Source organism: Vibrio sp. 2134-1 (genome assembly GCF_033339495.1).
In genome coordinates, this window is the sequence record NZ_JAWOUS010000003.1 from 376,821 (window position 1) to 399,682 (window position 22,862).

The following is a 22,862-nucleotide window of genomic DNA, read 5'->3' on the forward strand; positions in this document are numbered from 1 at the left end:
AATTCATATTTGCCGTTTGTTAATTAATCAATGTAAGGACACATGTTTATGAGTGAAACGGAATACGATTACCCCTCGAGTTACAGCCTAGTTTCCATTACCGATACCTCCAGTTACATCAAATATGCCAGTGAAAACTTTAATGAAGTCGCGGGGTTTGATGAAGGGGAGCTTATCGGTAAACCCCACAATGTTGTGCGTCATCCTGATATGCCAAAACAGGCTTTTAAAGATTTATGGACTCACCTGAAAACTGGCAAACACTGGATGGGAATGGTCAAAAATCGACGTAAAAACGGCGGCTATTATTGGGTTGACGCGTTTGCTTCTCCTATAAAATCTAATGGTGAAGTTGTGGAATACCAATCAGTGAGATTTAAACCTGAGCGTATACACATCCAGCGAGCGGAAAAAGCGTATTCGAAGCTTCGAAATAATCGTAAGCCGTGGAAAATGTATCTTCCTCGTACACGTTTGTGGATGAGATCGGCCTTCTTCCTTTTAATTTCAAACCTTATTGGCTTACTCATTCTACAAATGAATCAATCACCAGTGATAGCGTTTGGCGTTGTTGCGTTACTTTCCGTTTTCTCTATTTATGTATTAACCAGACCAGTTGAGAAGCTCGCTAAACAGGCTAGGCAAGACTTCAACAATCCACTCATGGAATATATTTATTGCGGAAGAATCAACGATCTGGCTGAGATTGAGCTGGGTATGAAGATGCGTAAGCAATTTGCCAATGCGCTACTGGGGCGCGTTGGCGTGTCTGTAAAAGACTCTTGCGAAGAAACGCGCGCAAGTGCTAACAGTGCTGCGACAAATAGCCAGCAAGTGACGGAGAACTTAAGCGCACAGAAAGTGGAGATTGACTCGGTCGCAACAGCGGTCAACGAGATGCAAGCCTCTTCATCTGAGATATCAAATAATGCTCAAGCGACCGCCGAGGCTACGTTAGAAGCGCAAAATACGATGATAGACAGCCGTAGCGTTATCGATAATGTTAACCAATCGGTTTTAGAGTTGGTTGATGAGCTCGGCGAAATATCTAAAGTGGTCATACGTTTGAACCAACAAACCGAGCAAATTGGAACCGTTGTTGAAGTCATCAACGGTATTGCCGAACAAACTAATTTATTAGCGTTGAACGCTGCAATTGAAGCCGCGAGGGCAGGCGAACAAGGCAGAGGGTTTGCCGTTGTAGCAGATGAAGTGAGAACCTTAGCTAAAAGAACTCAGGAATCGACAACAGAGATTAAATCGGCCATTGAAGGAATTCAAAATGGGAGCAAATCAGCGGTTTCTGCGTTAGAGAAAGGTAACGAAATGTCGACCGGAACGGTAACATTGTTAGGTACTGCTTTGGATAGCATTCAACAACTGGAATCCCTTGTTCAAGACGTTGTCGAACGAAACCAACAAATTGCGGTCGCGATAGAAGAGCAGGTTTATGTAACGGATGAAATAAATGAAAACATCCAGTCGCTTAATTTAAAGTACAGTGAATCGTATGAACTGATGACTGAAACGAATCATATGAACACCAAAGTGCAAAATTGCACCAATGACCTGTCTGAAATGATTAAAAAGTTTGCTTAAACTTTAGAAAATCGAAGTTAAAAGCCCGCTAAACATTAGCGGGCTTTTAACTGGAATATAGTGAAGTGCTGGATTCGTTTACGAGCGAGGATTTCTAAATCTCGTCTTTGTAAGAGCTAAAACGACGAAAGCTCGCAATAAATGCGAGCTCTCTAAATAAGTGGCGGAGAGATAGGGATTTGAACCCTAGATACGCTATTAACGTATGCCGGTTTTCAAGACCGGTGCTTTCAACCGCTCAGCCATCTCTCCGTTGTGGGCGGTATAATAAGGAGCATAGTCCGACTTGTAAAGTGCTGAATTATAATAGAAGTACTGTTTGCTTGTTTTATGATCACTGATGTGATGTTGGACAGTTTGAAAGCGGAGTGAAAAAGGGACAAAAAGTACCAATTTATAGAGTTTTTACTTTATATTGGCGCACGTCAATAAAATGGTGTTTTATTGTTATCTTGCTGATATATAAGATATAACATGCTTTTAGGGTACATGTGTTCGCCCGAAAGTATTTGCAAGACTTTGTGAACTAATTCAAAATTAACTGGTATAGCCAGTTGTGCTTAGAATTCTTAAGGGTGTTTATGAAGGTCACAAATCTATTTAAAGACAAAGTTGATGCGATTTCTGCTCATCAATCCGAGTTTATGAATTGGATGTCTCCAACGTTACGCGATTATTGGAGTGACTTTTTGGGGAAAGCTCAAAATAGCTTTCTTTTCTCAAAAGTTCGTGATCACCAGCAGCCAGCCGTCAACGAAGAAGTTGCACCTCAACCTGCACCGATCGTAATGGCACCAGAGGCTCAAAAGCTTTATGACGAGTTAAGTGAAAAAATTGGCGAAGTTATTCACACTGGTGATTGGGTTCATGTGTCTCAAGAACGTATTAACCAATTTGGTGCGGTAACGGAAGACATGCAATGGATTCATACTGATCCAGAGCGTGCTTCAACTGAATCTCCATTTAAGACAACTATCGCTCATGGCTTTTTAACATTAGCATTGCTGCCTAAACTGACGGATTCAGTTGATCCAGAAAAGCCAATGTTCCCAACAGCTAAAATGGTAGTTAACTTGGGTTTAAACCAAGTTCGTTTCCCTTACCCTGTCAAAGCGGGCAATAATGTTCGTGCAGTCAGCACGTTAACAAAAGTAACGCCAATCAAAAAAGGTTTGGAGATTGAGCGCGAAATTAAAGTGGAAATTGAAGGTATTCGTCGACCTGGTGCGGTTGTGGTCTCTGTAATTCAACTGCATTTCTAATTCCGAAACCGGAGAGAACACTACATAGGAAAAGAGAGCATCAAGGTGCTCTCTTTTTTATTTTTACTGATTAAAGTTTTTTACTGGCGTATAACCGTAATCTGCAATCGCTTTTTGTCCCTGCTCTGAACGAAGGAAAGCGATAAAACCTTTACCTGCATCGCTAATCTTATCTACTTTGTATAGCACTAGGAATGGTCGCGCCAACTTGTACTTATGATTGCTAATGTTTGTCGAGGTTGGGTCAATACCATCTAACTGAATCGCCTTGATCGAGCGATCTACTGACCCTACAGAGATAAAACCAATGGCGCGAGTGTTATGGTTAACAATGGTTTTTACCATGCTGTTGCTGTTTACAACCAAGTTGTTTGGGCTGATATCCGAGACGAGGCGATCATTAACGATTTTGGTCAGTCCCAGCAAGCTTTCGAAGCTGTAACGTGAACCTGAAGACGCTTCTCTAGTAACCACCGCGATAGGCTGATCTGCGCCCCCGACCTCTTTCCAATTCTTAATCTTACCTTTGTAAATATCAAACAGCTGTTGCTGAGAAAGGTTTTCTACAGAGTTGGTACGGTTTACAACAACAGCGAGGCCATCATAAGCGATAGGGTATACATTGAGATCTTCACCTTTTTCGCTTTCAGTCAGATAGCGAGAGCTCATGCCTATTTCGGCTACTCCTTTATTGACCATGGTGATACCAGCACTCGAACCAATGCCCTGAACAGCAACGTAATCGTCTGGGTGTGTTTTGTTGTATTCCTCAGCAAGTACATCCATCACGCGAGCAACCGACGTTGACCCTGAGATGTTGATTTCTTTTGCAATGGTAGGGAGGGAGACTGCTATGGCCAATAAAGTCGCCACAGTAAAACGTAACATATTAAACTCCATATACGGGATAAAGCAGAGTTTATGATATTGCGTTCAGGTTACACTTTTGTGAACTGTTAGCGCTAAACAGGGGAATTGTTTCTAGTCAAGAGGTGATGGAGCTAGCGTTTCCAAGTGGATTGAGATGATAATCTGGGCAAATGATAATATAGCTATCTTATACTTGAGTTAGGTAGATAACTACCATCGGTGATGATGTAAAGGTTATATACTAGGATCGACAGCTCTAACTATCATCCATCGGGAGAACGTTGATGTCAGTGTCCCAAATGGCGACAAGTCGTTTATACAAATCAGTTCAATCGCTCTGCTCTGCGCGTAATGCTAACTTGCCTGTCGAACAGGGCAAGTGCCTCTATGAGCTAGTAGAAAATGGCGTTGAGCTTCATCGGGCGCATTTTCTCCTCGACTCCCAGCATAGCGAGTATACTTCTCCCGTCGCGAAGATCATGTTTGATGAGGACAACCAACTTTGGTATTTCTATGTTCCCACATATCACAACGAGCTGTTAAGGTGGGTGCCTTATAAGCCACTTCCATTTAGCCGAATGCTTGAGGACTTACTCAACGAATTGGAGCGTGATCCTCAAGCGTGTTTTTGGGAATAGGGTGAGCCCAACGGATGCGAATGCCGACATGATTTATACTTTAGGCTTAACGACTTGGTTTCTAAAGTCTTTGGGGGTCATGTTGTAAACGGATTTAAATGCTGTACTGAAATGCGCTGCACTTTTAAAACCAGACTCAAACGCTATTTCTGTTATTGATTTTTCTGACTTGCGCAGTTGGGTTGCTGCGAAGTTTATCCGTTTCACCTTTAATATCTGAGAAAACGAAAGATCATCTGCGGCGAGGCGACGTTTTAAGGTTGCGATGGACATGCTCATATGAGCCGCTAAGCCTTCTAGCGTGATGTCTTTTTCAATATTACCCTCAATGTACTTAATGGCTTTTTGAGAGTCGCTCAGGCTACTTGCATCATCTATGATAGATAGGATGTTTGGCTCTACCTCAACCATCAACGACAGCAATGCCATTGCGATATGGCTTTGTGTGTAGTCTGGAGCATTGCGACTCGCTAACTTAACCAACATGTCCTTCAATTGTGCTACTTCGCTACTGGATTGCGTTGAAAAAGGATAGAAGCGCCTTTCTTCCGTTTTGGAACGTAGCATCGGGTGCGCTTTCTTAAAGTCACAGAATATATTTGGATTGAAGACTAAAGCCAGTGCTTTAAAGCCTCCGTCACTAGAGACGGCTTCTGCACTGCTCAGATCTGCGGAGTTATAGAGTGTGAAATCTCCGGCTTTAAGTTCAAATTGCTCACCATTAGGTTGATGAACTAATAGGGCACCTTCTTCAACAATATATAACCCATTATGTGTTGCAGTGTAACGCTCACTTTTGCGCGCAGTGAAGTGATTAAAGCGAATGATCTCAATGTTCGGCATACTCGTTCTTATCGTTTTACATAACAAATAAAAAAGGCGCTCAATAGAGCGCCTTTTAACTTCATTCGGTATTATTCACTTACAGTCTGTTCTGTTTGTGCTGCTGGTTGTTCAGCGAATACCTGGGTTGGCTTTGCAACTAAACTGCGGTTTTCTTGGTTTACGTCCGTAAGGACAATTTCCAATGTATCCCCAAGTTTGTATACGACCTCTTTATCGATAGAGATGGTACCGTTGTCGCCATTGCACTCAATTCTTTCTTTATTATCAAGAATTAGTGCACCAGGAATAAAGGCTGCTGCGCCATTTTCGAGAAGTCGGACACGTGCGCCTGCACGATTAATATCGAAAATCTCACCTGTGAAACAAGTTTTCTTGCTCGGCTCATCAGCAAGCGTGCGTGCATATAGCCAATCTGAGACATTTCGCTCAGCGATTTTATGATGTTTACGATGTAGAGCTAGCTCTTCGCCTACTTGGTCATCTGGTTTTTGTACGGGTTCTTTACCAAGGATGACGGCCTTCAACATACGGTGGTTGATCATATCACCGTATTTACGAATTGGTGATGTCCAAGTTGCATAGATGTCTAAACCCATTGCGTAATGAGGCAGAGGCTGATTACCCACTTCACTGTATGCTTGGAACTTACGAATACGGTTATCTAGATAAGACGTTTCTTGAGCTGCTAACCAGCGGCGCAACGCAGCAAAGCCTTCTAGTGTAGCAATAGACTCCGCTGTGAACTCCAACTGGCCTTCTGGATTGACAAGTTGAACCACTTCTTCAATCTTCTCGTTCTTGATACCTGCATGCGTATTGAAGACACCTGTTTCAAATTTATCGCGTAATGTACGACCTGCACAGATGTTTGCGGTAATCATGGATTCTTCAACAAGGCGGTTTGCACTGCGGCGCATGTCTGCGTGGATAGCGATTACATCGTTATCTTCACTGAGCTCAAAACGGTAGTCAGGACGATCAGGGAAGACCACTGCGTTTTTCTCACGCCATTCAGCGCGAGCAAGAGAGAACTCATAAAGATCACGAACGATGGTCGCGATCTCTTCAGATGGCGTCCATGCTTCAGAGCTGCCGTTTTCTAACCAATCAGACACGTGATCGTATACTAGGCGTGCATGTGATTTGATGTTTGCCGCGAAGAATTTAATATTGTCGCCAATCACACCATCTTTACTTACCGTTACGGTACAGCAAATAGCAGGGCGGGTTTCTCCTTCAATCAGAGAACATAGGTTGTCCGCTAAATCGCGAGGTAGCATCGGGATGTTGCGGCCTGGAAGATAGATAGTATAGCCACGCTCACGCGCTACTTTATCCATTTCATCTTCAGGTGTGATGTAGGCGGTTGGGTCCGCAATAGCGATGGTGAGTTCGAAATCGCCAGATACGGTTTTCTTCGCGTACAGCGCATCGTCCATATCTTTAGTCGATTCACCGTCGATAGTGACGAATGGAACATGAGTCATGTCTACGCGTTCTAGCTCCGCGTCGTCTTTCAGTTCCCAGTTATCGATGCCTGCTGGCTCAGAGTTTGGTAGATCGTTTTGAGCAAGCGTTACCCACCAAGGCGCAATTTTATCATTCGCGTCAGTGATTTTTTCAGAAATTTCTACGAAGAAAGAGTTATCGCCTTTTAGAGGGTGGCGAATAAGATGTGCGACAACCCAATCACCTTCGGCGAACTCGTCAGGTTTTAGACCTTTCTTTAGTTTCGCTTTAAGAGATAGCTTTTTAAGCTGTGGGTGATCAGGTGCTACGTTGAGCTTGCCTTTGAACATTTTTACTCGACCAATAAAGCGAGTCACGGCTTGTTCCAGCAGCTCTTGTGGCTCTGCAACTTCGCGTTCATTTTCGGTGCGGATAATGGCGATGACTTTGTCACCGTGCATGCACTTTTTCATGTACGCAGGCGGGATGAAGAAGCTCGTCTTACTGTCCACTTCCAAAAAGCCAAAGCCTTTATCTGTGGCTTTTATTGAGCCTTCTTTTTTAGGCAGGTTTTCTTGGATTTGCTGCTTAAGCTGAGCGAGTAGTGGGTTATCTTGAAACATCTTTTCTTAAATTACCTATGGAGTTGGGCACACTATAATCATTGCGAGCTATTATTACTACCTGTGGAGCGTAATTTCGCCGTGAATTTTGCCAATTTAACCACGAGAAATTGGCTTAAATATTGATGAAATTCTCATCTGTGAGTTACGCGAATCTACGGGGAATGGTAGGGTTGGTGGAAAAATATGCTAAAAATACCATTGTTGAGAATAAATTGTGATGTAATTCAATTTTTTCTGGATTTTTTTATGCTTTTAAGGAATAATCCGCCTCCCTTAGTCGTCCCTAATGGCTTATCGCGGTTGTGTACTGTGCTGTGTTCCCGTCTGAATGGAATCAGTATCTGGATGGATCAGTATCGAATTGGAAGAGCATATGGGACTGTTTTTTTGTTTAATTAAGTAGGATCCCAATGCAAGATTCTGTTATTCAATTCAGTGATTTATCTCTGAATGATTCTATCCTTTCTGCTCTAGACGGAATGGGTTTCGTGTCACCAACTCCAATTCAGGCTGCGGCAATCCCACACCTATTGGAAGGTGCTGACGCGCTGGGTAAAGCTCAAACAGGTACAGGTAAAACAGCAGCGTTCTCTCTGCCTCTTCTCAACAAACTCGATCTAAACCAACGCAAACCGCAAGCGATTGTACTTGCTCCGACTCGTGAGCTGGCAATTCAGGTTGCAGCGGAAATGAAAAACCTTGGTAAAAACATCAAAGGTTTGAAAGTTCTAGAGATTTACGGTGGCGCATCTATTGTCGACCAAATGCGTGCTCTTAAAAGTGGCGCTCATGTAGTTGTTGGTACTCCAGGCCGTGTTCAAGATCTTATCAATCGCGAACGTCTACACCTAGACGAAGTTAGTACTTTCGTTCTTGATGAAGCAGACGAAATGCTAAACATGGGTTTCGTAGATGATGTAACTGCGATCATGGAGCACGCTCCAGAGTCAGCACAACGCGTTCTGTTTTCTGCAACTATGCCTCCAATGCTGAAGAAGATCGTTGAACGTTTCCTTCGTGACCCTGTAACGGTTGACGTTGCTGGTAAAAACCACACTGTAGACAAAGTTCAACAACAGTTCTGGGTAGTGAAAGGTGTAGAGAAAGATGAAGCGATGTCTCGTCTTCTTGAAACTGAAGAAACTGACGCGTCAATCGTATTCGTACGTACTCGTCAAGATACTGAGCGTCTGGCTGACTGGCTATCTGCACGTGGCTTTAAAGCAGCTGCACTGCACGGTGACATTCCTCAGTCTCTACGTGAGCGTACTGTTGATCACATCAAACAAGGTGTTATTGACATTCTAGTTGCAACTGATGTTGTAGCTCGTGGTCTTGACGTTCCACGTATTACGCACGTATTCAACTACGACATCCCATTTGATGTTGAGTCATACATCCACCGTATCGGTCGTACTGGCCGTGCTGGACGTAAGGGTAAAGCGATCCTTCTAGTTCGCACTAACCAAATTCGTATGCTTCGCACTATCGAGCGTGTAACTAAGTCATCTATGGAAGAAATCCAACTTCCTCTACGTGACCAAGTTGCTGAAGCTCGTCTAGCTAAGCTAGGCGCTGAGCTTGAAGCAGAGAAAGAGCACAAAGCACTAGACAAATTTGCTGAGTTGGTAGAGAAACTACAAACTTCTCTAGACATCGACCCAGCAACACTTGCTGCTATGCTTCTTAAGCGTCAGCAAGGCAAACGTCCTCTGTTCTACATTGGCGAAGACCCAATGGTTGAAGCAATTGAGCGTGACAAGCAACGTCGTAAAGAGCGCCGTGAAGGTGGTCGCGACGGCGGTCGTAACTTCAACAACCAAGACTGGGATACTTACCAGCTTCAAGTTGGTCGTGAGCAAGGCGTTCAAGTTAAAGACATCGTTGGCGCTCTAGCAAACGAACTAGGTCTAGGTAAAGGTTCTATCGGTGCGATCAAGCTAGCTCAAGGTCACACATTCGTACAGCTACCTAAAGCAATGACTTCAGACGCGGCGAACAAGCTAAGCAAACTACGTATCCGTCAACAAGATGTTGGTGCTGTAGTATGTGACTTCGATGATTTCCGCGAGTCTCGTGGTGGTCGCCGTGACGGTGGTCGTCGCGATGGTGGTCGTCGTGATGGCGGTGGTTACCGTGGCAACCGCGAAGGCGGCAACCGTGGTGGTGATCGTCGTGAAGGCGGCCGTCGCGAAGGTGGCTTCCGTGGTAACCGTGACGGCAACCGCGATGGCAATCGCGAAGGTGGCGAACGTCGTTTCGATCGCAACCGTGGTGGTGATCACCGTGGTGCACATCGTGGTGAACGTGGTCACGGTCGTGGCCGTCGTACAGACGCATAATCACGAGTGATTAAAGCGACGGTTTAAGTTGCTACAAAAAGAATTGAAAGCCGAGCAAAGCGCTCGGCTTTTTTATGCGCGTCTAATACGGTTTTGCTTTTCATCGTGTTTGTTTACCCAACTTATTACTTCGTCTAAGGGCAGGGCAGGACAGAACAAGTAACCCTGAATGATGTCACAGCCTCGACTTCTCAAAAAATGCAGTGTGTCCATGTCTTGAACGCCTTCTGCTACGACCGAATACCCTAATCCATGTGCTAGCGCAATCGTGTTCTCAACAATAGAGCGGGAGCCTTCTGTGCGGCTTGCTGTGGAAAGAAATGAGCGGTCGATTTTAATTTGATCAACCGGAAGATCTCTTAACAGTGACAAAGATGAATACCCAGTGCCAAAATCATCCAAGCTGATCTTTATACCTAATCCTTTTATTTGATGAATTAAGGGGTTGAGCTCAACGACCCTATCGATCGCCATTGTTTCAGTGATCTCTAAACTTATTAGGTCAGCGAATTGAGGGTTTACTTTGAGCAAAGTTTCTAAGCGATTAAACAGCAAGTTAGATGAGAGATCTTTCGCTGATAAGTTTACGTGGACAGGAAGCTTAATGCCTTTCTCTATAAATGTTTGCAGATCCCTTTCTACTTGGTTAAGAACCCACATGGTAATGTTGTGCACCTGATTGCTACGCTCTGCGATAGGAATGAAGTCGTTGGGTGAGATCGTTTTACCATTTTCGTCATGCCAACGAATCACTGCTTCAAAACCGACAGCTAAGTTAGTGTGTGCATCAATCAACGGTTGGTAATACAACTGAAACTCTTCTTTTTCAAGCGCACATTGAATACGAGAAGATATTTCAAGTTGGTACTTAGCCCCGACGTTCATATCCTCATTATAAAACGCAAAAAGATTGCCATTACGCTTGGCGTGATACATAGCGATATCTGCGTGCTTGATCAAAAGATCATTGGTTAGGGCGTCATATGGGTAGGTGCTTATACCGAAAACAACGCGGCAGGAAACTTGAAACTCATCTAAATGAAAGCGTTCAGACATTGCAGAATCTAGTTCTTCTATGAGTTTTTTACCCGTTTCCTCGCATGCAGAAGATGTCAGGATGACAAATTCATCACCACCAACGCGGAATATCTGGTCATTGCCTTTCAGTTTCCCCTGAAGGCGTTGACCAATTTGAATAAGTAACTGGTCTCCGCAAAAGTGACCCATTGCATCGTTGACTTGTTTAAAATTAACCACGTCAAAAAGGATCACCGAGAATGGGTCTCTAGATTGTATTCTGCCTTCGATAGACTCAAAGCAGTATTTACGATTAGGGAGCCCAGTAAGAGCGTCATGGACGGCATTACGCTTCTCTCTTTCAGCAACGGTATGAAGCTCTAATATCGAATCGTTGCTCCACTTAATCACCAGCACGACAAAGATACTGCCGCCAAAAAGTATAAGAGAAACCCCCGTTTCTAAGAGAGAAGCAATAGGTTTTTGCATGATGGCGTGCAAAAAAACGGCATAAGCAAAAATGAAACAGCTGATTAACAATAATAGGAAAGTCCACCCGGTTACGTCAGTTTTCGAGCAGATGTTTTTTGTCATCTGCCATCCCCAGCAGAGCAAAATCAAACCTAAGATCACTAATAGAAATGCAATAGTGGGCACATTATTACCCCGATTTATTGATTGGTTTGTTATTTTTGTTCACCCAATAAACAACGTAGCTTATATATCTGACTTTGTACAAATTGACCTATTCATAAATTATGTTTAACAAGTGATATTTTTTAGCCTTCAAATAAAATCAAAACTTGCTACAGATCAACAAAATTTGTTCAATCAAATCGCTTTTACTAAAAGATTGTTGAAAGATTAAAAAATTATTGAATAATAGAGGGGCAAACAAGAAGTACGCAGCGCACAAGCGCTATTACAACCTCTGCTCTACAACAGGATAACTATTTCATGTCTAATTCGTTTGTACTGGTGATCAACTCTGGTAGCTCTTCATTAAAATTTGCTGTTATTGATTCTGAAACCGGTGAAGCTTTGGTATCAGGTATTGGTGAGTGTTTTGGCCTACCTGAAGCTGAAATCAGTTGGAAATATCAGGGAGAAAAAACCGTTGAAGCAATTCCAGCTGGCGGTAACCATCATCAGTACGCTGTTGAGCGAGTGGTAAAACTACTCGAAACTCTAGGTTTGAGCTCAAAATTTGTCGCTGTAGGCCATCGCATTGTCGCAGGCGGTGAAACCTTTAAAGGAACTGTGAAAGTTGATGAAACAGTTATTCAAGAAGTAGAGCGCCTTGCTGAACTTGCACCACTTCATAACAAAGCGAACGCTGAAGGCATGAGAGCGGCAATGGCGGCGTTCCCTTCACTGCCTCAATTTGCTGTATTTGACACTGCTTTCCACCAAACAATGCCAGCCAAAGCCTTTATGTACGCACTTCCTTACGAGCTTTACGAAGAGCATAAAGTGCGTCGTTACGGTGCTCACGGCACAAGCCACTACTACGTAAGCCGTGAAGCAGCGAAAATGCTAGATAAGCCGGTTGAAGAAAGCAGCTTTATCACTGTGCACTTAGGTAACGGTGCATCAGTGAGTGCGGTTAAAAATGGCGAATGTGTTGATACAAGTATGGGTTTGACGCCGTTAGCTGGCCTAATGATGGGTACTCGCTGTGGTGACCTCGACCCAAGTGTTATCGAGTTCCTTTTCCGTAAAGGCTGGGAAAAAGACGAAGTGTTCGAGATGATGAACAAGAAGTCAGGTTTCTTAGGTGTATCTGGTGTGACAAGTGATGCTCGTGGCGTACTAGAAGCAATGGAAGCGGGGAATTCACGTGCGAAGTTGGCATTTGAGATCTTCACTTACCGCGTTGCGAAATACATTACTTCCTACCTAGCGGCTCTGGATTCATTAGACGGCATCATCTTCACTGGTGGTATTGGTGAAAACTCACTACCAATTCGTCGTGAAATCTTGAAAAACCTAAAACTGTTAGGTTTTGTTGAAGATGAGAAAGGTAACGAAGATGCAAGATTTGGTAACGCAGGTGTTATTGCAACATCTGAGTTGTTAGGTGCCAAAGCTCTTGTTATTCCTACTAACGAGGAATTTGTGATAGCTAAACAATCGGTTGAGCTATTGTAATATATAACGAAAACAGAAAGTTAAAAGCGAGCCTCGTGCTCGCTTTTTTATTTAAAGCAATTTGGTAATTACTCTTTGAGTTTCAGAGCTTCGCGCTTTTCGATTAAAAAATCCATCAAGACGCGGATTTTTTTCGGCATATGCTCTCGTGAAGGTATATATAAATAAAACCCAGGAAACTCTTTGCACCAAGGTGTCAGAACTCGGGTCAATCTTCCCTCATTTATGTGCTTTTCCACCCATAAATCAATATGCTTCACTAAACCCACACCCTGTATTGCAGCTTGTAACATACTATAGTCATCATTAAAAATAGCATTGCCTTTAGGCTCGAAAACTAGGGTGCGCTTTGCAACATCTGGAGAGGTTAGGGACCAATGATCAATTGTTCCGCTAGAGGTAAAACGATAAGCAAGGCAATTGTGACCTTCTAAATCCTCAGGAGTTTGAGGTAGTCCATTTTGCCTAAAGTATTCAGGAGAGCCCACTATTGCCGTTGTTAACGGCGGAGTAATAGGGACCGCAACCATATGTTCATCTAAGCTTAATCCTAAGCGAATGCCAGCGTCAACGCCTTCTGCGACGATGTTAGAAAAGCCATCATCCATGATTAGCTCTAGGCGTATTTTAGGATAACGAGAGAGGAACTCACCTAGATAGGGCTCAATAAGCAGCCGAGCAGCGGTTCTTGATACACTGATACGGATTAATCCCGAAGGCTCAAGATGAGAGTCGTTCAATTCGTTAACGACCTGCTCAATGTTCACCAATGAAGGTTGCAAAATATCAAGCAGACGTTGGCCTTCTTCCGTCAGCGACATACTTCTGGTGGTTCGATTAATTAACCGAACTTGTAGCTGTTGTTCTAACGCTTTTAGGTGTTGTGATAAGGCAGCACGGGTTACCCCCATTTCTAAGGCTGCTTTAGTGAAACTGCGATGGCGAGCAATATGTGCAAACCACGTCAGTGATGAAATTAAAGAAGGTTCTATTCTCATTTGTTAAGTATAACTAAACAGTCATGTAGATAAAACGATATTTATCCGAAACAGTGTGTTGACTAATATTACATCGAAGCTTAGGTCAGCCTGAGATGAACAGTTAACCTCTAATGGAGAATGTCGCTATGTCTAAAGTCACTTTCAAAAATATCAATGGTCAAGGTATTGAGATTTCAGCGGTTATCAACTTCCCTACAGATTTTGATGCAAGTAAACAATATGCGGCGGTTGTTGTTTCACACCCAGGTGGTGGCGTAAAAGAGCAAACCGCAGGCCTATATGCGAGTAAACTTGCAAAAAGCGGCATAATTGCCATTGCGTTTGACCGTTCGTATCAAGGTGAAAGTACAGGTGAGCCTCGCCAAATGGAAAACCCTTACACGAGTACTGAAGACGTGAGCGCAGTCGTCGACTATCTGACAACGTTAGAGTACGTCGATAACGATAAAATTGGCGCAATGGGGATTTGTGCTGGTGCGGGCTATAGTGCAAATGCAGCGATCAATGATCGTCGAATCAAAGCACTGGGTATGGTTAGTGCCGTAAACATTGGCCAAATGTTCCGTAATGGTTGGGATAATTCGGTTAACGATGCTGACGCTGTTGGTTACTTAGAATTTGGTTCGAATGCTCGCACAACCGACACGAATGGTACAGAATTCGCGACTATTCCTCTAGCTCCGATGCGTGAAGAAGATGCCTCAAATGCAGAGCTACGCGAAGCTTGGGAGTATTACCACACACCACGTTGTGAACATCCAAATGCGCCGGGTTTTGCTCTAACTCGTAACTTAAACCAGATCATTACTTACGATGCGTACCACAAAGCGGAAGCATTCCTAACTCAGCCAATTCTTGCTGTCGTTGGTAGTGACGCAGGCAGCAAATGGATGAGTGATGACCTGATAGAACGTGCAGCGAGTTCAGATAAAACCTTGTATGCCATTGATGGTGCAAACCATATGTCGCTTTATGATGTTGCCGAATACGTCGATGACGCAGTATCCCAACTCGCATCTTTCTTCCAACGCACTCTTTAATATTCCCGATGAAAGGCTCAATTGCTTCGAGCCTTTCTGCTCTCAAGGCTTTTTACTCTTAAGGTATTGATTATGAATATGCAAAAAATCACTTTTAGAAATGCTGATATGTCTTGGGATATGTCTGCATTAATTTTATTCCCAGAAGGCTTCAATGAATCGAAACGCTACCCAACAATGATAAGTGTTCATCCTTTTGGTAGTTGTAAAGAACAAACATCCAGCGCTGTCTATGGTAAAGCCCTTGCTGAGTTAGGTTACGTCGTGATCGCATTTGACGCGAGCTTCCAAGGAGAATCGGGGGGATTGCCTCGCTACGTAGAAGACCCAAGTCAACGTGTTGAAGATATCAGTCGCGTTATCGACTATGCAGTAACTTTACCATATGTCGATGAGAATAGAATTGGTGGACTCGGTATCTGCGGCGGTGGTGGTTACATGATCAATTCAGCCCTAACCGAAAAGCGCTTGAAAGCTGTCGTAGGTATTACGCCTGTTAACTTAGGCCGCTTGTTCCGTGAAGGCTTTAGTATGTACGACCCTATCGCCAATCTTGAAGCTATGGCTGCACAGAGAACAGCCGAAGCTCGCGGCTCAGAGCTGAAAATCGATGAACTTCTTCCTCCAAATATTGAATTTGCAAAAGAAAATGGATTAACAGAACGAGACGTGTTCGAAGCTACTGAATACTACAAAACATCACGTGGACAAACCGAAGGTGGTGCAACTCGTATGCTGTTTTCACATGCACAGAAAACACTGAGCTGGGATGCCTTTGCATTTGCCGAAACGTTATTGACTCAGCCTGTTATGGCCGTGGTAGGGCAAAAAGTCGGGGCATTTGGTGCTTATCGTGATGGGCAGGAAATTTATGGCCGCTCTGTTCAATCAAAAGACCGACAGCTGGTTAATTTGGAAAATTGGTCTCACTATGAACTGTATGACCATCCAGAAGCAGTCGGCATTGCAATGGACAAGGTTTCTGCATTCCTTGAAACACACTTAAAATAATCTAATAAGTTAGAAGCGTTTTGTAGAGTTGCAAAGCGCTTATTTTTAACAGCGTAAGATGTAGTTCGAAGCGAGTAGGTCGGTAAATCTTCGTGCGAATAACCTCATCTACAGGCTATTGACTAAATACCACTGCCAAATACTGTTTAAGACAATGTACACTGAAACCTAATTAAAGGCGTTAGATAGGAATGAAGTTTAATTTATGCGCAAATCAGATAAGAAGGTCGAGAATCTAATTAGAGAAGTGTTGACCGAAGTTTGTGAAGATACGCTAAAAGGCTACGATGGCTTTCTTTGGGTGACTCATACCGTCAAATTCTCTTCTTTTCCACAAAGCTTAGAAATAGTCTGCGTCTTCGAAACGAAGCAAGATCGAGCTAACTTTTTTGAAGGAGAGGGCCGCCAGCATGTTTCCACAACTATTCAAAAGGCCTTTAATAAGGTAGGAGTGCAACTAAAGAACGTCAGTAAGCAAATCAGTTACGATACAAAACAAAAGTGTTAGTGCGGGCAGCAATTGAAGTGAGTTAGGGTTGTTTTAGGCATCCAAAGCTTCATTTTATGAGTTTTGATATAAAGCCTGAAGACTAAGCTTGGGCTTTCTTTGCCAAACTTATCTTTGCCCCATTGTAAGGTAGGCCTTTTACTCATTCACATCCTGTTAATGTACATTTGCCCTACAAAAGGTTATCCGAACTTAGATGGAGAGAGCATACGCCTCAAATCAAATTGATTTTAGTTATCTTGCATAGGTAAACCAACACAAACACGGTCACTATTTAGCTATCATTGACCGATATTTACCTGTACTGGTCGAGTTGATGAGATATCAAAGTAAACCCGTAGATTCAATGTCACTTATGGCACCTGAAGATACATATAAAAAGAAAACACAAACCAATACTAATCACAACCATACGTCAACGGATACACCTCAAGACGTTACCTTGGAATACAATGTGGCGTTAGCGTGTTCACTCGATGAGGTAAAAGCATTCAGTATTGATTCGTTTGTCGTAGCTGAAACTGACAAAGAAAAGACTCCCCTCAACGCTTGGGTTAAATCAAAAGATTCAGATAACATCAGTACTATTTTGAGTACTCCGATATTGGTTAATGAGCCTAAAACTCTGCTCTATCAGTTTGCTGGCTCTAAGAAAACAGCGTTGAGCTATGGAAATGTTCTTCCAGTCAAAAAAGGCAGTGCCATTTATCGTGATATTTTTATCCCAGTTAAGCCTTCTGTTCAGGTTGGGGAGCGCTTAGGTTGGCCTACAGAAGGTTACTTCTACCACTTTATTGATGATGAGTTTATCCACGAGTATAAAATCGCGGGCAATAACAAATGGGGCTTCAATGTCACTGAGTCCACTAAATGGCGGCTCAGCGAGGAGATCATCGTATCCAAACCACAATCTACGATTTTGCTGCCTTATAAAATCGACAATCAAGTGATTGCAAGGCAACACCTTTTGTATAGAAAAGAAAAACTCTCACAAGATTTACTTTTGGATGATATTACGGCTGAGTGGCTCGATGAACACGCTTGTCTTCTTGATATGGGTGCAGTGTTTTCCACTCGAACGGCATCGATTTTAGAAAAAGAGAAAGAGCAGGATGGCAAAATCGTTTACATCATTAAGAGTGGGGATAGTCTGTCTAAAATCGCGCATAGACAAGGAATAACACTCGAAGAATTACTGACTTTAAACCCTAAATACAAGGACTCTCCAGATATGGTGAATGTCGGTGATGAAATCACCATTGAAGTGACTGAAACTTATGATGTTGAATCTGAGTTTCACACCTGTCAACTTGACTCTAAGACGAACCAACCTGAAACGTGGAGTAGTATTGCTGCATTATATAACCTTTCGGCTAAGTCCCTATTAGGAATGAATCCGAATTATGATGCGGATCCTTCGGTGTTATCACTTGGTGATAAGCTTCAAGTGACATTACCTAAAAAGACGAGTGGTCAATCTTCCGTTCGTTCTCCTTTGCCTGCTGAAGACGTAACAACATCAAAAACAGCCTTTGCTCATTCCAATATTCAGTGTGAAGTCAGCAGTAAATCCCACTGTCATGTGCATCCTATTGTTGGTAATGTGGGGGCAGATAAGAACACACCTGTAATTAAAGTTAAGCAACTCGTTCTGCGTTCAGAGCCGTTGTCAACATCTGATAAATTGGAGTTATTGGCTTCTGGTGGTGGGGAAGCCCTTAGTAAGGGAAGTAAAGGAGGTGAGGTCAAAGCCATTCAAGAGGCATTGATCTACTTAGGTTTCGATTTAGAGGCTGACGGTGATTTTGGCCGTGTGATAGAAGGTGCAGTTAAACAGTTTCAAACCCACTATAAGCCAACACATACCATACATAAAAGCTACCAATTTGGTGATGTGGATGGGATTGTCGGTAAAAATACCATTCTTGCTTTAGATGAGGCTGTTAAAGAAGGTTGGAAGTTTGTTGATGATGAGATGGACGAAAAGTGGCTAACAGTACCCAAGGGACAATTTACCTTTGACAGCGAAGGCGTTGACAACCCATCATCTCCCTATTTTTCGAGACAAGCCCATGTTCCTAATAATAGTGGCGTGGTGGTCGGTCGATCTGGTGTTACAATTGGCCGAGGTTTAGATATGGGTAATCCACCAACGGGTGCAACAGGACAATCACCTTCTGCATTGAACTTAAGAGAGTTATTCCAAAAATCTGGATTGATGCCAGAGCTTTCAAACTGGTTACTAAGCGTCGAGGGTATACAAAAAGAAGCAGCCCTTGAATCGTTGAATAATTCAGGATTGGACAACAAAACACTCACCCTAACCCGCAAACAACAACACCTAATGTTTAAACAAGTCTACGCGTATATGGAAGATAAGACCCGAATTTTGTTAACAAAACCTGATGTGAGAGAAAAATTTGGGGTAGTTGATTGGGATAACTTATCTCTCAATGTAAGGAATGTTTTAGTCGATTTAACTTATCGAGGAGACAATAGCCCTAGTACTAGAGAAGTGTTTGTTCCTGCATTAGTTAATTACAATGCCCAAACGTTTAAAGCAGTTATGTCGAATGTTAAAGCGTGGAGGAGATTTGATATTCCAAGTGGTAGGTTTATTGCAAGAAAGGAGCATTTAGAATGAAACTTAAACGTATTTTAACGGTATGTTTGGTGTTGGTATCAGCTTACACAAGTGCGTCTGAATATAGATTATATGCTTCGGATTATTCAGTTAGAACGAAGAAAGAAAATTTTGCTGCCTATGTTTTGAAAGATAATCCATGTATCACTGTGTATGAATTTAAAACAGGGAAGTCAGTCCAATATTGTGAATTGGGAAATAAAGAGAAAAAGGCAGGCTCTGTGCATGGTGATATATCATTAACCCACTTACAGCGAGACTATCCTACTGTTTATGTCATGGATTTAAGTATGTGGAGTGGTGACGTAACATTTACAGTAGCTACTCCTTGGTGTGATCTATCATGCACTATCGATGTTCAAACACAGGCAGTGAGTTGTGAGTAGCCAGAGTTAGCTATTTTACTCAAATTAGCTAACTCGCTTTTATCCTAGACCTTTTGGTAGATTTCACATCTAACCATAATCACGTTTTTTATGGTCCTAAAATAAAAGTGGTTTTTCATCTAAGCAGCCAGAAATGGGCTGCTTTAGTCAATTCATTTAGATCTAGAAGTGAGCAATGATAAACCCCTTGCATGCTGTTATCGGTTGCAATAAAGAAAGTCCTGTGCGAGTTAGTGAAAATGTTCGGGGTCAGGTCTTTCATTTTGCCCTAGCTAAATTTATCCGAACGTCCGATATTCATCAGAAATCGTAACGTGGAAATGAATGATATCTGAATAGAAGTTGACGAAAATCGTCGCGTTTTGGACAGAGGGGGTACATCATCGGTATGAGAAGAGGCACTTACCTGTTTATTTGCTAATAATTTTTTTGTTTACGGTGAGTACTTATAGCTAAGAAATGCCCCTAAACGTGTTTAGTGGATAAACTATCAATAGATTGATTTGTGCGTAAGCTTGTTTCACCAGTTTTTAGTTCCAGATACGACAAAGCTACAGGCAATGCCTATGGCTTTGTAGACAGCTACAGGAGGTTGTCATTCAAATCGAAGAGGGAACACATTCTGTGTGCAGCGTCGGGTGTTTATCACCAAAGTATATAGGAGGAAAAGCACCTAGACTTATCGTATGTCCTCGGTGGTCTGCTTTGAAACTAAGCCAAGTTCAATCCGATACAATTACTTCTGGCCAGACAGTAAATAGTAACTCCAAGAAAAAGCAGGGATACCCGAGGCTCACAAAGTTAGTTTAAAGTTAAGAACCGTATGTGGAAAGCTTACTTCTCCCCCAAAGTGTGCAAGGGCAAGTTGATACTTGAATTTAAACTCCATAATTTGGCCTACTTTTTCTTCATGTCTAGAGCTTTATCTTTATAATGCTGCCAAATTTGCTATCCCACTCTATTAACAACGTTTATTTTCAGGGTCGCAGTTATAGCCATTCTTTTTTAGGTATGTGCTCGCATGAACAGCAGCAATGTACATTTTCGCTAGGTCATCGACAAGACATAGCCCAGCACGTCTCCACCGCATTTGCTTTTCTTCGCTTTCAGACCCAATGAGATCATATAATGGACCGTCATAAAGATTTTGAATACTTAGCTGGGCTTGTTTTTGGTTAATTAGAAAAGCAGAAATGAGTCTCACTTCCTGTTCATTGAGTGACCAGACGATCATGTCATGCTCTAAGCTTTTTGGCGTGATTCCCGCGCTTTGAACGATAGGATAGCTTCCAGGACTTGCACTGACAAAGCCCTCATGCATACCTAGTAAAAGCTGAGGTATAGCTACATCTGCACGATGTAGCCTCTTTGCCCAGTCTTGAGTATCCAGATCTGCTGTGCCCTTTTTGGCTTCCGACCAATCAACTTGATCACCATACGTTGCTAAAGCGTCTCGGATAACAGCTTCAAAGTAGAGGAGAAATGACTTCCTCTTTCTCCGTTCGGTATAAATGTGTTTGATTATAGGTGTTATAACCGCCGTTCCCAAAACGACTATTACGGCTGCTATTATTCGCCCATCTAGAACTATTCCTAGTGAAGAGGGTGCAGTACCCGAAAGCTCTTCTGCTAATAAAAGAGGGGAGAAGACAAAGCTTCCCCCTATATTTAATAGTAGTTTCATGTTCGTCAGAACATTCTTGGTCCTTCCATATACAACTTCCTTCTCTTTGGTATGTAATTCCTTTCTTTTTGCCGACTTACACTTTAGTGCGAACACGCCTACAAGCTCTTTTCTATCATTGTAGTTCATCCAGTGTTACCTGTATTTTATACGTATATTAAATTCACAAGTGCTCATTTATTAACCTACAAGATAATCCGCTTGTTTGACAGAAATATGCGTCACTCAAAAAGAATTTTGTTAAAAACTGAGAAGTGAGCCAATCTTGAGTTTATTGCAGAGAGCAAAGGTGGATTGGTAGTGTTCTATCATAGGAGCCAATAAATGGAGTGCTCTGAACTAGCAGTTTGCATACTGCGTTAAGCGGTCAACATCAATAATACTGGACAATCATCTAAATTTGACTGCCATACTTGAGCTAATTTAAGCCTTTCTAATTTAGCAAAACCGTAACTTATTTATGTCCAAAAGCTTGTTGGTCGGTGTGCTGTTATTGGTTGCTCCATGCGCTATTAATAGAACTGCAAGCGAATAATGAGTGGGTAATCGCTCAAAAGTCGGGTGGAACAGCGATAAAACGGCAAAAATTATTGGAACTAAGTCAAAGCCCTTTTTTGATGGAAAGGCTTATTGATCTGAACACAACACTTCTCCATATAAGTATATCCACAAATACAAACCTCAAACTGGCGATAAAGAGCTTTAATATTGATAAATATATAAACAGCTTGGGCGCTGAAGAAATTTCAGTATACTGCGCTAGGTTACACTGGAGAAAAAATCGCCGTATTCCCAGCGGGGTCCTTTGATGAGAAATAGAAATCGCGTTTGAATATGCAACCAAATGATTTTGCCGCTTGCAGTTTATTCGGTATACAAATAATAAACCTTTGACTAGTCCGAAGGTCGGTCAAATGAGAGAAAGTCATGTTTTTTAATAAGTCGCTTCAACAAGAAAATCAACGATTAAAGCAGGAGTTGCAAATCCTGCAGCAAATCCAAACCAGTTTAGATGAAGAGATGATCCGCTTAACATTGGATAGTAAAGGCATCATTACTTCTGCAAATACTAAACTACAGCAAGAACTTTTCTTAAATGATGATGAGATCTTAACGAAATCAATTACTGAATTGGTACCGTCAAATTCGCGCAATACAGATCACTTTCATCGAATGAAGAAAGCCGTTCAAGATAAAGTATTCTGGAATGGGGCATTGCAAGTACAGAAAGGTAATGGTGAGGAAGCTTGGTTAAGAACGATTATCCAGCCTGTTTTAAATGAGCGCAGAGAAGTAGAAAGCTTTTTTGTTTTTGCTTCTGAACTTACGCGAACGATCAAATCATCCCGTGAGCAAGAGGACATGCTAAATGCATTAAGTCGTTCTATGGCGGTGATTGAGTTCACATTAGATGGCCATGTTTTAAAAGCCAACGATAATTTCCTAAACACAATGGGTTATACGCTTGATCAGATTCTAGGGAAGCATCATCGCATGTTTTGTGATCAGGAAGAGTCGAGCTCTCAAGCTTACCGTGAGTTTTGGCAACGTTTAGCAAAAGGGCAATTTTCATCAGAGCGATTCAAACGAGTTAACCGTTATGGTGAAGAGGTGTGGTTAGAGGCTTCATATAACCCAATCCATAACGACAGAGGAGAGCTCTACAAGGTCGTTAAGTTCGCGACAGATATTACCCAGCAGGTAATGCAGGAACAGAAAATGGCCCAGGCTGCGCAATTGGCGAATGAAATCTCCCAAGAAACTGGAACACAAACCCTGCAAGGGCAA

General features: G+C 42.5%; 16 protein-coding genes, 1 tRNA gene and 1 pseudogene. 11 read left to right on the forward strand and 7 right to left on the reverse strand.

Features of this window, described 5'->3' with window-relative positions; translation table 11 throughout:
* Positions 1-48 precede the first annotated feature (48 nt).
* Complete coding sequence (locus R7R78_RS06310) at positions 49-1,599, forward strand: PAS domain-containing methyl-accepting chemotaxis protein (protein WP_213916936.1); 1,551 nt, start codon at positions 49-51, stop codon at positions 1,597-1,599.
* Positions 1,600-1,760: 161 nt separating this feature from the next.
* On the opposite strand, the gene R7R78_RS06315 is transcribed toward R7R78_RS06310, so the two are convergent.
* Positions 1,761-1,851, reverse strand: a tRNA-Ser gene (locus R7R78_RS06315).
* Positions 1,852-2,180: 329 nt separating this feature from the next.
* On the opposite strand from R7R78_RS06315, the gene R7R78_RS06320 reads away from it, so the two are divergent.
* The gene (locus tag R7R78_RS06320) at positions 2,181-2,861 is read left to right on the forward strand and encodes a MaoC family dehydratase (RefSeq protein WP_005386198.1); all 681 of its coding nucleotides are present in this window, start codon (positions 2,181-2,183) and stop codon (positions 2,859-2,861) included.
* Positions 2,862-2,924: 63 nt separating this feature from the next.
* On the opposite strand, the gene R7R78_RS06325 is transcribed toward R7R78_RS06320, so the two are convergent.
* Positions 2,925-3,749 (reverse strand): phosphate ABC transporter substrate-binding protein, encoded by an 825-nt coding sequence (locus R7R78_RS06325; RefSeq protein ID WP_017635752.1) that lies wholly within the window; start codon positions 3,747-3,749, stop codon positions 2,925-2,927.
* A 266-nt stretch (positions 3,750-4,015) separates the two neighbouring features.
* Here R7R78_RS06325 and R7R78_RS06330 point away from each other — a divergent pair, with 266 nt between their 5' ends.
* The gene (locus R7R78_RS06330; protein WP_017635751.1) at positions 4,016-4,369 is read left to right on the forward strand and encodes a DUF3024 domain-containing protein; all 354 of its coding nucleotides are present in this window, start codon (positions 4,016-4,018) and stop codon (positions 4,367-4,369) included.
* A 33-nt stretch (positions 4,370-4,402) separates the two neighbouring features.
* Here the strand turns inward: R7R78_RS06330 and R7R78_RS06335 are convergent, their stop codons facing one another.
* Positions 4,403-5,212 (reverse strand): helix-turn-helix transcriptional regulator, encoded by an 810-nt coding sequence (locus R7R78_RS06335; protein WP_053307810.1) that lies wholly within the window; start codon positions 5,210-5,212, stop codon positions 4,403-4,405.
* A 71-nt stretch (positions 5,213-5,283) separates the two neighbouring features.
* On the reverse strand, positions 5,284-7,287 hold the full coding sequence (gene rnb, locus R7R78_RS06340; RefSeq protein WP_170890049.1) for an exoribonuclease II: 2,004 nt from the start codon (positions 7,285-7,287) through the stop codon (positions 5,284-5,286).
* Positions 7,288-7,700: 413 nt separating this feature from the next.
* Here rnb and R7R78_RS06345 point away from each other — a divergent pair, with 413 nt between their 5' ends.
* Positions 7,701-9,632, forward strand: a complete 1,932-nt coding sequence (locus tag R7R78_RS06345; protein WP_005375680.1) for a DEAD/DEAH box helicase — start codon at positions 7,701-7,703, stop codon at positions 9,630-9,632.
* 72 nt (positions 9,633-9,704) lie between these two features.
* Here the strand turns inward: R7R78_RS06345 and R7R78_RS06350 are convergent, their stop codons facing one another.
* On the reverse strand, positions 9,705-11,243 hold the full coding sequence (locus R7R78_RS06350) for a putative bifunctional diguanylate cyclase/phosphodiesterase (RefSeq protein ID WP_031781023.1): 1,539 nt from the start codon (positions 11,241-11,243) through the stop codon (positions 9,705-9,707).
* Positions 11,244-11,606: 363 nt separating this feature from the next.
* Here R7R78_RS06350 and R7R78_RS06355 point away from each other — a divergent pair, with 363 nt between their 5' ends.
* Positions 11,607-12,800 carry an acetate/propionate family kinase gene (locus R7R78_RS06355; RefSeq protein ID WP_005386205.1) on the forward strand — a complete coding sequence of 398 codons (1,194 nt, stop codon included), beginning with the start codon at positions 11,607-11,609 and terminating at the stop codon, positions 12,798-12,800.
* Positions 12,801-12,868: 68 nt separating this feature from the next.
* Here the strand turns inward: R7R78_RS06355 and R7R78_RS06360 are convergent, their stop codons facing one another.
* Positions 12,869-13,798: a LysR family transcriptional regulator gene (locus R7R78_RS06360; RefSeq protein WP_137282529.1), complete on the reverse strand. Its 930-nt coding sequence runs from the start codon at positions 13,796-13,798 to the stop codon at positions 12,869-12,871.
* Between the two features lie 128 nt (positions 13,799-13,926).
* Here R7R78_RS06360 and R7R78_RS06365 point away from each other — a divergent pair, with 128 nt between their 5' ends.
* From R7R78_RS06365 to R7R78_RS06385, 5 genes are all read left to right on the forward strand, one after another.
* Positions 13,927-14,841, forward strand: a complete 915-nt coding sequence (locus R7R78_RS06365) for an alpha/beta hydrolase (protein WP_213895894.1) — start codon at positions 13,927-13,929, stop codon at positions 14,839-14,841.
* Positions 14,842-14,913: 72 nt separating this feature from the next.
* The gene (locus R7R78_RS06370; protein ID WP_017635745.1) at positions 14,914-15,852 is read left to right on the forward strand and encodes an alpha/beta hydrolase; all 939 of its coding nucleotides are present in this window, start codon (positions 14,914-14,916) and stop codon (positions 15,850-15,852) included.
* Positions 15,853-16,057: 205 nt separating this feature from the next.
* A complete protein-coding gene (locus tag R7R78_RS06375) occupies positions 16,058-16,360 on the forward strand; it encodes a hypothetical protein (RefSeq protein ID WP_031781024.1) in 303 nt (100 codons plus the stop codon).
* A 355-nt stretch (positions 16,361-16,715) separates the two neighbouring features.
* Positions 16,716-19,004, forward strand: a complete 2,289-nt coding sequence (locus tag R7R78_RS06380) for a LysM peptidoglycan-binding domain-containing protein (protein WP_262635722.1) — start codon at positions 16,716-16,718, stop codon at positions 19,002-19,004.
* Positions 19,001-19,390, forward strand: a complete 390-nt coding sequence (locus tag R7R78_RS06385) for a hypothetical protein (RefSeq protein WP_225473287.1) — start codon at positions 19,001-19,003, stop codon at positions 19,388-19,390. Before R7R78_RS06380 ends, R7R78_RS06385 begins: the two co-directional genes overlap by 4 nt.
* A 961-nt stretch (positions 19,391-20,351) precedes the next feature.
* Here the strand turns inward: R7R78_RS06385 and R7R78_RS06390 are convergent.
* Positions 20,352-21,203, reverse strand: coding sequence for a hypothetical protein (locus tag R7R78_RS06390; protein WP_025541420.1), 852 nt, complete (start codon positions 21,201-21,203; stop codon positions 20,352-20,354).
* Between the two features lie 891 nt (positions 21,204-22,094).
* Here R7R78_RS06390 and R7R78_RS29980 point away from each other — a divergent pair.
* Positions 22,095-22,781: pseudogene (locus R7R78_RS29980) on the forward strand (PAS domain-containing protein); the annotation flags it as partial.
* Positions 22,782-22,862 lie beyond the last annotated feature (81 nt).

Excerpts from the sequence above, each read along its gene's own strand:
- R7R78_RS06365 (WP_213895894.1), top strand. The coding sequence starts at position 13,927 with ATGTCTAAAGTCACTTTCAAAAATATCAATGGTCAAGGTATTGAGATT.
- rnb (WP_170890049.1), bottom strand. The coding sequence starts at position 7,287 with ATGTTTCAAGATAACCCACTACTCGCTCAGCTTAAGCAGCAAATCCAA.
- R7R78_RS06350 (WP_031781023.1), bottom strand. The coding sequence starts at position 11,243 with ATGACAAAAAACATCTGCTCGAAAACTGACGTAACCGGGTGGACTTTC.
- R7R78_RS06370 (WP_017635745.1), top strand. The coding sequence starts at position 14,914 with ATGAATATGCAAAAAATCACTTTTAGAAATGCTGATATGTCTTGGGAT.
- R7R78_RS06330 (WP_017635751.1), top strand. The coding sequence starts at position 4,016 with ATGTCAGTGTCCCAAATGGCGACAAGTCGTTTATACAAATCAGTTCAA.
- R7R78_RS06335 (WP_053307810.1), bottom strand. The coding sequence starts at position 5,212 with ATGCCGAACATTGAGATCATTCGCTTTAATCACTTCACTGCGCGCAAA.
- R7R78_RS06345 (WP_005375680.1), top strand. The coding sequence starts at position 7,701 with ATGCAAGATTCTGTTATTCAATTCAGTGATTTATCTCTGAATGATTCT.
- R7R78_RS06355 (WP_005386205.1), top strand. The coding sequence starts at position 11,607 with ATGTCTAATTCGTTTGTACTGGTGATCAACTCTGGTAGCTCTTCATTA.
- R7R78_RS06325 (WP_017635752.1), bottom strand. The coding sequence starts at position 3,749 with ATGTTACGTTTTACTGTGGCGACTTTATTGGCCATAGCAGTCTCCCTC.
- R7R78_RS06390 (WP_025541420.1), bottom strand. The coding sequence starts at position 21,203 with ATGAACTACAATGATAGAAAAGAGCTTGTAGGCGTGTTCGCACTAAAG.
- R7R78_RS06360 (WP_137282529.1), bottom strand. The coding sequence starts at position 13,798 with ATGAGAATAGAACCTTCTTTAATTTCATCACTGACGTGGTTTGCACAT.
- R7R78_RS06385 (WP_225473287.1), top strand. The coding sequence starts at position 19,001 with ATGAAACTTAAACGTATTTTAACGGTATGTTTGGTGTTGGTATCAGCT.
- R7R78_RS06310 (WP_213916936.1), top strand. The coding sequence starts at position 49 with ATGAGTGAAACGGAATACGATTACCCCTCGAGTTACAGCCTAGTTTCC.
- R7R78_RS06380 (WP_262635722.1), top strand. The coding sequence starts at position 16,716 with ATGGCACCTGAAGATACATATAAAAAGAAAACACAAACCAATACTAAT.
- R7R78_RS06375 (WP_031781024.1), top strand. The coding sequence starts at position 16,058 with ATGCGCAAATCAGATAAGAAGGTCGAGAATCTAATTAGAGAAGTGTTG.
- R7R78_RS06320 (WP_005386198.1), top strand. The coding sequence starts at position 2,181 with ATGAAGGTCACAAATCTATTTAAAGACAAAGTTGATGCGATTTCTGCT.